7 protein-coding genes and 3 tRNA genes are annotated in these 9,450 nt (G+C 40.0%); 8 read left to right on the forward strand and 2 right to left on the reverse strand.

What is annotated here, in order from left to right; all coding sequences use genetic code 11:
* Positions 1–195: 195 nt before the first annotated feature.
* A complete protein-coding gene (locus CWC30_RS02565) occupies positions 196–2,472 on the forward strand; it encodes an acyl-CoA dehydrogenase (protein ID WP_036983100.1) in 2,277 nt (758 codons plus the stop codon).
* A gap of 123 nt (positions 2,473–2,595) precedes the next feature.
* Here the strand turns inward: CWC30_RS02565 and CWC30_RS02570 are convergent, their stop codons facing one another.
* Both CWC30_RS02570 and cysK read right to left on the reverse strand, forming a co-directional pair.
* Positions 2,596–3,045, reverse strand: a complete 450-nt coding sequence (locus tag CWC30_RS02570) for a hypothetical protein (RefSeq protein WP_076921639.1) — start codon at positions 3,043–3,045, stop codon at positions 2,596–2,598.
* Between the two features lie 145 nt (positions 3,046–3,190).
* On the reverse strand, positions 3,191–4,159 hold the full coding sequence (gene cysK / locus CWC30_RS02575; protein WP_013464591.1) for a cysteine synthase A: 969 nt from the start codon (positions 4,157–4,159) through the stop codon (positions 3,191–3,193).
* A 377-nt stretch (positions 4,160–4,536) separates the two neighbouring features.
* Between cysK and CWC30_RS02580 the strand changes: the two genes are divergently transcribed.
* The 7 genes from CWC30_RS02580 to CWC30_RS02610 all read left to right on the forward strand — a co-directional run bounded on the left by CWC30_RS02580 (position 4,537) and on the right by CWC30_RS02610 (position 9,366).
* Entirely contained in the window at positions 4,537–5,688 is a 1,152-nt protein-coding gene (locus tag CWC30_RS02580; RefSeq protein WP_010391481.1) for a dicarboxylate/amino acid:cation symporter, read from the forward strand.
* Positions 5,689–5,855: 167 nt separating this feature from the next.
* Positions 5,856–6,506, forward strand: a complete 651-nt coding sequence (gene uvrY, locus CWC30_RS02585) for a UvrY/SirA/GacA family response regulator transcription factor (RefSeq protein WP_013464592.1) — start codon at positions 5,856–5,858, stop codon at positions 6,504–6,506.
* Between the two features lie 9 nt (positions 6,507–6,515).
* Positions 6,516–8,339, forward strand: coding sequence for an excinuclease ABC subunit UvrC (gene uvrC, locus CWC30_RS02590; RefSeq protein ID WP_036983092.1), 1,824 nt, complete (start codon positions 6,516–6,518; stop codon positions 8,337–8,339).
* 42 nt (positions 8,340–8,381) lie between these two features.
* Positions 8,382–8,927, forward strand: a complete 546-nt coding sequence (gene pgsA / locus CWC30_RS02595; RefSeq protein WP_013464594.1) for a CDP-diacylglycerol--glycerol-3-phosphate 3-phosphatidyltransferase — start codon at positions 8,382–8,384, stop codon at positions 8,925–8,927.
* A gap of 138 nt (positions 8,928–9,065) precedes the next feature.
* Positions 9,066–9,141, forward strand: a tRNA-Gly gene (locus CWC30_RS02600).
* A gap of 28 nt (positions 9,142–9,169) precedes the next feature.
* Positions 9,170–9,243, forward strand: a tRNA-Cys gene (locus CWC30_RS02605).
* Positions 9,244–9,279: 36 nt separating this feature from the next.
* Positions 9,280–9,366, forward strand: a tRNA-Leu gene (locus tag CWC30_RS02610).
* Positions 9,367–9,450 lie beyond the last annotated feature (84 nt).

The following is a 9,450-nucleotide window of genomic DNA, read 5'->3' on the forward strand; positions in this document are numbered from 1 at the left end:
TAACTGACTGGCATTACGCATTTTGTGGGCTTTTTGCTGTGCCTAATAAATGCGTAACTCTACTTTATCGTTATATTTTAATTACAATAGAATCGGCTCATCATTTAGTAGCACTCCTCTGACACCCCATTGTATTTAAATTAAGATCGGTCATAATTAAATCAGTGTTTTTATAACTATAAAAGGAATGTGCTCATGTCAGTATTTATTATATTACTGGTTGTGGTGATCGTGGTATTTGCTATTAAAGATATCCGCCTTAATTTAATTACTCGACCTACTTTTAAGATGTTTAAAAAGGTGTTGCCGCCATTATCGCAAACAGAGCGAGAAGCCATGGAAGCGGGTGATATTTGGTGGGATGGCGAGTTATTTAGTGGTGAGCCTGATTGGCAAAAATTACACAACTATCCGCGTCCGCAGTTAAGTGAAAAAGAAACTGCATTTTTAGATAATCAAGTTGAAACTTTATTAGCCATGCTTGATGACTATAAAATTGTACAAAAAGACAAAGATTTACCTAAAGAGGTGTGGGACTTTTTAAAAACCGAAGGGTTTTTTGCAATGATCATCCCAGAAAAATTTGGGGGTCTTGAATTCTCTGCTATTGCTAATTCCACCATAGTGTCAAAAATTGCGACTAAAAGCTTAACGGCCGCCGTGACGGTCATGGTACCCAATAGCTTAGGTCCTGGTGAGTTATTACTGCATTACGGAACAACTGAGCAACAAAATCGTTGGTTACCTAGCCTTGCAAAAGGTGACGATGTACCTTGTTTTGCATTAACGGGCCCTGAGGCTGGCTCAGATGCTGGCAGTATTCCTGATTCTGGCGTGGTGTGCAAAGGCGAGCATGATGGTAAGGAAGTGTTGGGACTGCGTTTAAATTGGTCAAAACGTTACATTACCCTTGCGCCTGTGGCGACTGTGTTAGGGCTTGCATTTAAAATGTACGATCCAGATGGATTGTTAGGCGATGAAAAAGAGCTCGGAATAACGTGTGCACTTATTCCAACTGATCACCCAGGTGTTAAAGCAGGAGAGCGTCATTACCCACTTAACATGGCGTTTATGAATGGCACAACGTACGGTAAGGATGTATTTATTCCGCTTGATTGGATTATTGGCGGCCAGCAAGGGGCAGGGCGCGGTTGGCGCATGCTAGTAGAGTGTTTAAGCGCAGGGCGTGGTATTTCGTTACCGGCATTAAGCACTGCAACAGGGCATTTAGCGGCTAAAATGACCTCGGCTTACTCTGTTGTTCGCCAACAGTTTGGCGTGTCAATTGGGCAATTTGAAGGCGTACAAGAAGGGTTAGCACGTATTGGCGGGCTAACTTATGCATTGGAATCATGCCGGTTAATGACCGCAGGTGCAATTGATTTAAAACTTAGCCCGTCAGTAGTGACTGCTATTGCAAAGTACCACATGACCGAAATGGGTCGAATGGTAATGAATGATGCAATGGACATTCATGCAGGTAAAGGGATTCAGGTTGGGCCTAATAACTATTTAGCACACGGTTATATGGGTATTCCCGTCTCTATTACCGTAGAGGGCGCTAATATTCTTACCCGTAACCTTATGATATTTGGCCAAGGTGCAACTCGTTGCCATCCGTTTGTATTAAAAGAGATGGAAGCGGCAGCAATGGATGACGATGATGCTGCACTTGAGCAATTTGATGGCTTATTAATGAAGCACATTGTATTTGCACTGAGTAATGCAAGTATGGCCTTGGTGCATGGTTTAACTCGCAGCCACTTTGCTAAAGCGCCTGTGTGTGGAGAGACGGCCGACTATTATAAACAATTAGGTAGAATGAGCCGAGGATTGGCGTTTACAACGGATGTTGCAATGTTGATGTTAGGTGGTGAACTTAAACGCAAAGAAATGATATCGGCACGTTTAGGCGATGTATTAAGTCATTTGTATATTGCTTCTACCGTGTTAAAACGTTTTGAAGATGAAGGGCGCCAACAAGCTGATTTACCTTTTGTTAAGTATGCAATAGAGACGTCATTGTATGAAATAGGTCAAGCATTTGACGGCTTCTTTAAAAATTTCTCTAACCCGGTGGTTAACTTTGCACTTAAGCGTATTGTTTTTCCATTAGGTAATCATTATCACAAACCAAGTGATGCCACTTCACAAAGTATTTGTGAACACATGACTCAACCAGGCGTATTTAGAAATAGGCTTACCCATTTGTGTTACGTTGATGAAAATGCCGGAACGGGTGTTATGGAAAATGCTTTTTTAGCAATGCACGATATGCAAAATCAATTTAAACAGTTAAAACAGTGGCAACGAAAAGGCAAGGTGCCTGCCACCTATGATATTGAACAAGCGATTGATTACGCACTTGAACACGAGCTCGTAACGAAGGTTGATGGTGAAGCAATGCATCATGCCAATAAGCTAAGAATGCAGGCTATTGCGGTTGATAACTTTAAACCTGAAGACATTTAACACTGGATTATAATAAAGTAGATAATAAAAAAAGCCTTAAATTTATGATTTAAGGCTTTTTTATGTTGTGTATTTTTTAAGCCCGAATATACGGTTACTGTTACTAAGGCTCTGAATGACTGATCAGCGCCCGTAAGGATCGGCGATGATTTTATCTACGTACCACTTACCTTTTATTTTAAGCATTTCGATACTACGGAAATCATCGATTTTTTTACCATTTAAGTAACCGGTAAACACAATGTTTATTTTAGCCTGATTGCCATACTGTTCTCGCAGGCTTGAATTTGACATATCAATTTCAATTACCACTTCATCGTATTGTAAATTAATAAGACTACGCGCAAACTGTTTGGCCGTCCCATACGATTTCATTATGCGGGCTAATTTAGGCGTTGCGAAATCGCAGGCTTTTTGCAAATTATGCTGGTTATAAAGCGCATCAAAATACACAGTAGCAGTGTCGCCTGGACGATCATTGTCAATGTACTGCTCTTTAGGTCTAGTATTTTCATTACAGCCAACGATCAAAATACTAAATATGAGTACAAAAATGGTTAAAATTGTTTTCATATTTGGTCAGGTTGATTACTTATATATAAAGTGTGTGATGGAATGGAGAAGATGTAAAGAGGAGTAGACTAAATAGATAGTAACTTATTAAAAAAGCAATAAAAAAGGATGTTAAAAAACATCCTTTTTTAATCAGACCGCTTGATTATTGCACAAGCTCTTGTTCGCTAAACTCTTCGTCAAACATCGGGCTTGATAAGTAACGCTCTGTTGCACTTGGCAAAATAACCACAATATTTTTATCTGCATTTTCAGGGCGTTCAGCAATACGTTTCGCTGCAACCACAGCTGCACCTGATGAAATACCAACTAAAATCCCTTCTTTTTTCATTAGTTCGTGACACATTGCTATACATTCTTCATTAGAGACTTGCTCTACACCATCAATTATTGATAGGTCTAAATTCCCAGGAATAAAGCCTGCACCAATGCCTTGTATTTTATGTGGTCCTGGTTTTACTTCTTCACCAGCAAGTGTTTGGCTAATTACCGGAGAGTGGCTTGGCTCTACAGCGATTGATTTTACATTTAAGCCTTTTTCTTTTTTAAGATAACGGCTTACACCTGTGATAGTTCCGCCTGTACCAACACCTGCAACAAAGAAATCGATTTTGCCATCAAGTGCATCAAAGATTTCTGGGCCTGTTGTTTCAAAGTGAATTTTAGGGTTTGCAGGGTTTTCGAATTGTTGTAGCAAAATAAACTTATCTGGGTCTGCTGCTTGAATTTCTTTGGCCTTTGCAATAGCGCCATTCATGCCTTTAGCGCCATCGGTGAGCACTAGGTTAGCACCGAGTGCCTTTAATAGTTTACGACGTTCTAAGCTCATGGTGTTTGGCATTGTAAGCGTTAACTTGTAACCGCGAGAAGCAGCTACAAATGCCAATGCAATACCGGTATTGCCTGATGTTGGCTCTATAAGTTCTTTGTCTTTGGTAAGTTGACCTGATTTTTCAGCTTCCCAAATCATTGATGCACCAATACGGCATTTAATACTAAAGCTAGGATTTCGTGATTCAACTTTAGCGTATACATTCCCACCTGTAACACGGTTAAGTTTTACCAACGGTGTGTTACCGATGCTTAGTGAGTTATCTTCAAAAATAGTAGACATAATGTTCCTTTAGGTACAATCTGATCAACACGTTAACAGCTATTCTGTTAACTTTATAATCCTACTTTACTGTGAGATAAAAAAAGTTAAAGTAAGCTTTGGCTATAACATATATTAATTACGCTTATAACGGATTGAACTAAAAACTCAATCTGTTAATTTTTTAGTTATTAAAAAGGCGAACTTGAAATCATTTGTTCGTTTTTAACTTTGTACTTTATCTTTTCTTTATGTAGTCGTTATTTAAACAAATCAACACAACACACTTATATTTTGTCGGTTAATTGTGCAAATGAACTGCGGTTGAACAGTTTATTGACACAAACTATTCAAAACATGGTAAAAACACATTATCTAAATTCAATAAAGTAATCACCATGAAGTTAATTTTAAAATTAATTGCCGGTATTGTGGCCGGTATCTTAGTCGGGCTCTATATTCCCTTAACTGGCGTTGAGCTTTTATATACAGTAAAAGAGCTTATCGGCCAGCTTATTAGTTTTACAATTCCACTGATTATTTTATTTTTTATTGCCTCTGGGATTGCCGGGCTTCCTAAAGGATCAGGGCATCTACTGGGAAAAACGGTGGGTTTTGCGTATGGCTCAACAATTATAGCTGGTACTTTAGCGTTTTTATTAGTGACGGCGGTTATTCCGTTTTTAAGCGGCGGTATTTCATTTGAAGCTGAAGCAGTGACCGAAGTAGGTAGCTTTATTGACTTAGAAATTCCACCATTAATGGGTGTAATGACTGCTTTAGTCACAGCGTTTGTATTTGGTATTGGTATGAGCCAGCTTGGCTTAGACACATTAAAAACTGTGTCGGATCAGGGGCGCGATATTATTGATGGTTTACTTTCAAAAGTAATTATTCCGGCATTACCATTTTACATTGCAGGTGTATTTGCTGAAATGACCGTAGCAGGCACCGTTGTTGATACATTACAAGCATTTGGTGTAGTACTTATTGCTGCGTTAGTGATGCATTGGTTATGGTTGAGTGTTTTATACATTACCTCAGGCCTATTACTTAAGCGTAATCCTATTGAGCTAATTAAAAATATGTTACCTGCGTACTTTACTGCATTAGGAACCATGTCGAGCGCGGCAACCATTCCAGTATCTTTGCAATCAAGTAAAGCAAATAACGTTAAAGAGGATGTAGCTAACTTTACAGTGCCATTATGCGCCACTATTCATTTGTCAGGTTCAACAATTACAATAGTTACCTGTGCTATGGCTGTAATGTTTTTATCGCCTAGCATGGAAGTACCTTCACTAATGGCTATGTTGCCATTCATTATGATGTTAGGTGTAGTGATGATTGCAGCGCCAGGCGCCCCAGGTGGTGCGGTAATGTCGGCGTTAGGTTTATTAACTAGCATGCTTGGTTTCAATGAAGGTGCGGTGGCACTAATGATTGCACTTTACCTAGCGCAAGATAGCTTCGGCACTGCGTGTAATGTAACTGGCGATGGTATTATTGCTTTATGGGTAGACCGTTTTAGTGAAAAGGCGTCAGCATAAATCATTGGGGCGTATTTACCTGCTGTAGGTAAATACGCTTTTAATCATATCGGTCATAAAGACCGATTACGAAAGCATAATATTAGTTATGGTTTCGTCGTATCTATGCTAATGTTGAGAATTAATTTTGTTAACTTGCATCTTATTAGGCTAGTGAGGGTGTTCCATTGATTAACGTACTTTTAGTTGATGACCATGAACTTGTGCGCACAGGGATCAGACGTATTCTTGATGATATACGTGGTTTTAAAGTAATAGGTGAAGCTAAAACAGGCGAAGAGGCTGTGCAGTTTTGTCGTCAACATGCGCCAAATATAGTATTAATGGATATGAACATGCCTGGTATGGGCGGGCTTGAGGCAACTAAAAAGGTTTGCCGTTATTGTCCCGATGTAAAAATTATTGTGCTTACAGTTAATTGTGAAGACCCATTTCCAAGTAAGGTCATGCAAATTGGTGCTCATGGCTTTTTAACCAAGGGGGCAGGATCTGATGAAATGGTGCGTGCCATACGTTGCGTGCATGCAGGGCAACGTTATATTGCGCCAGAAATAGCGCAACAGATTGCACTTGCACAGGTAACCGGGCGTACCGATGAAAACCCATTTCAAAGTTTGTCTGAGCGTGAACTACAAATAATGCTAATGATCACCAAAGGTGAAAAAGCACAGGATATTGCTGAGCGCTTAAATTTAAGCTCTAAAACAGTAAACAGTTATCGTTATCGTATGTTTGAAAAGCTAAACGTAGGAGGCGATGTAGAGCTTACTCATTTAGCCATACGTTACAAAATGATTGATATAGATATCTCTTACTAGTCGATATATATGTCTGAATTTGATCATGCCCAGTTTTTAAAAACATTATCGAGTGAGCCTGGCGTTTATCGCATGCTCGATAATGACAACCAAGTTATTTATGTCGGTAAAGCTAAAAGTTTAAAAAAGCGGGTGAGCAGTTACTTTCGCAGCAATATTACCGACAGCAAAACCCGTGTTTTAGTGAGTAATATTTGTAATATTGAAGTCACACTTACTAATACAGAAACAGAAGCTTTACTGCTCGAAAACAACCTGATTAAAAAATATCAGCCACGTTATAATATTCTGTTACGTGATGATAAATCGTACCCGTACATATTACTCACGAATCATAAGCACCCTCGTTTAGCCTTTCATCGTGGTAGCAGAAAAGTAAAAGGCGAATATTTTGGCCCGTTTCCAAGCGCGGGGGCGGTTTCAGAAAGTTTGCGCTTAATGCAAAAAATATTTCCGGTACGTCAATGTGAAGACGCTTACTACCGTGCGCGTAGTCGGCCATGCTTGCAATACCAATTAAAACGTTGCTCTGCGCCGTGTGTTAATAAAGTCTCTGAAGATGAATACGCGCAGCAAGTTGATTATGTCCGTAAATTTTTAACCGGTAAATCCCATGAAGTAATAGCTGATCTTATCGCTAAAATGGAAAAAGCCAGTGAGCAGCTTAATTTTGAACTTGCAGCTAAAGTTCGCGACCAAATTATGCTATTGCGTAAAATGCAGGAGCAGCAGTCTATCTCAGGTAATTTTGCTGAAATGGATGTTGTAGGTTTTGCTCATTTAAATGGCTTAAATGGGATTCATCTATTAATGATCCGCGATCATAAAGTGCTGGGTAGTAAAACTTATTTTCCAAAGGTGCCTAAAGACTCACAGGAGCAGGAAATCTTAACCTCTTTCTTAGGCCAATATTACTTAGCACCGGGAGCAACAGGGCGCATTGCCAAAGAAATCATCTTACCATTTGAAATAGAAGAAAGTGATGCGCTCAGCGAAGCACTAACTCAAATTAGTGAACGTAAAGTATCGCTTAAAGTGGTTACTCGTGGTGAGCGAGCACAGTACTTACAGTTAGCCAATAAAAACGCATTAAATAGTATTACGGTTAAGCAAAGCACTCAAGACTCTATAAACAAGCGTTATGCGCAATTAAAGGCTACCTTGCGTCTTGATGACATTAATCGCATGGAATGTTTTGATATCAGTCACACCATGGGTGAAAACACCGTGGCCAGTTGTGTTGTATTTGATTCTCAAGGCCCTAACAATAAAGAGTATCGTCGTTATAACGTGACCGGTATTACCGGTGGTGATGATTACGCCGCTATGGAGTTTGCACTAAACAAACGTTACAACAAGTTGGTTGATGAGGAGAAAATTCCTGATGTTATTTTTATTGATGGTGGTAAAGGCCAATTAGGTAGGGCAGAACAATACTTTGAAAACTGGCCGCATGCAAAAATGCCACTATTAGTTGGGGTTGCAAAAGGCACTAGCCGTAAACCAGGCCTTGAAACTTTACTTATTGACGGCGGGCGTAAAACTATACCTATGGATTCTGATGCACCCGCACTGCATTTAATTCAGCATATTCGCGATGAATCGCATCGTTTTGCAATTGCAGGGCACCGTAACAAGCGCCAAAAACAACGTACTCAGTCGTTATTAGAAGAAATAGATGGCGTTGGTTCCAAGCGTCGACAAACATTATTAAAATATTTAGGGGGCATGCAAGGCGTAAAAGCTGCTAATATAGAACAGCTAAAGAAAGTTCCTGGGATCAGTCCTGACATGGCTGAGAAGATATTTAACCATTTGCATGACAAGGGCTAGCCCTATGTGCGAATATAGAAAAAAAGACATATCCAAGTAGTTATGTGGAATATTCCAAACACACTCACAACGTTTAGACTCTTTCTTATCCCCATTTTTTTGGTGATATTTTATATGCCTTATTCATGGGCATTCTTTGTTGCTGCCTTTATTTTTTGGCTTGCTTCAATCACAGACATACTCGATGGCTATTTAGCGCGTAAGCTTGAACAATCAACGCCTTTTGGTGCGTTTTTAGACCCTGTTGCTGATAAAGTAATGGTGTGCGCTGCCTTGGTTGCTTTATCTGAGCATTATCAATCTTTGTATATGACTATTCCTGCGCTTATTATTATAAGCCGTGAAATTGTTATATCGGCGCTACGAGAATGGATGGCTGAGCAAGGCAAACGCGGCAATGTGGCTGTGTCCGATATGGGTAAATTAAAAACCGCAGCGCAAATGTTAGCCATTATTGGCCTAATTTGGCAGTACGATACCTGGATGATGTATTTAAGCTATGGCTTACTTTACATAGCGACGTTTTTAACGCTTAGCTCTATGGTGCAATATTTAGTTGCAGCATGGGCAGAATTGACCAAAAATTGATTGTAAACGTCTAATAACGCACCATTTTAGATAAAAAATAATCAAACAGTTCAAAAGTAGCATTTTTTGTATTGACGCGTTTAATAATCTCTGTAGAATGCGTCCGTGTTGAGAGGGCATAGCCCCTAGATAAACAAAGCGGCACTAGCTCAGTTGGTAGAGCGCGACCTTGCCAAGGTCGAGGTCACGAGTTCGAGCCTCGTGTGCCGCTCCAGTTTATCTTAAAGCTAACCTAGTATTGAGGCGGAATGGCAGAGTGGCCATGCACCGGATTGCAAATCCGTTTACCCCGGTTCGACTCCGGGTTCCGCCTCCAATCAACACTCCACACGCTTTAATTAGCAAACTCGATGCCCGAGTGGTGGAATTGGTAGACACAAGGGATTTAAAATCCCTCGACTAACAAGTCGTGCCGGTTCAAGTCCGGCCTCGGGCACCACGTTGTGGTTTAGTTACATACACCAATATGTAAATTATAAAAATCTTATTTAGAATTAATATGATGCGGCACTAGCTCAGTTGG

The organism is Pseudoalteromonas sp. S4741 (assembly GCF_005886135.1).
GTDB classification, from domain to species: Bacteria; Pseudomonadota; Gammaproteobacteria; order Enterobacterales; family Alteromonadaceae; genus Pseudoalteromonas; species Pseudoalteromonas tetraodonis.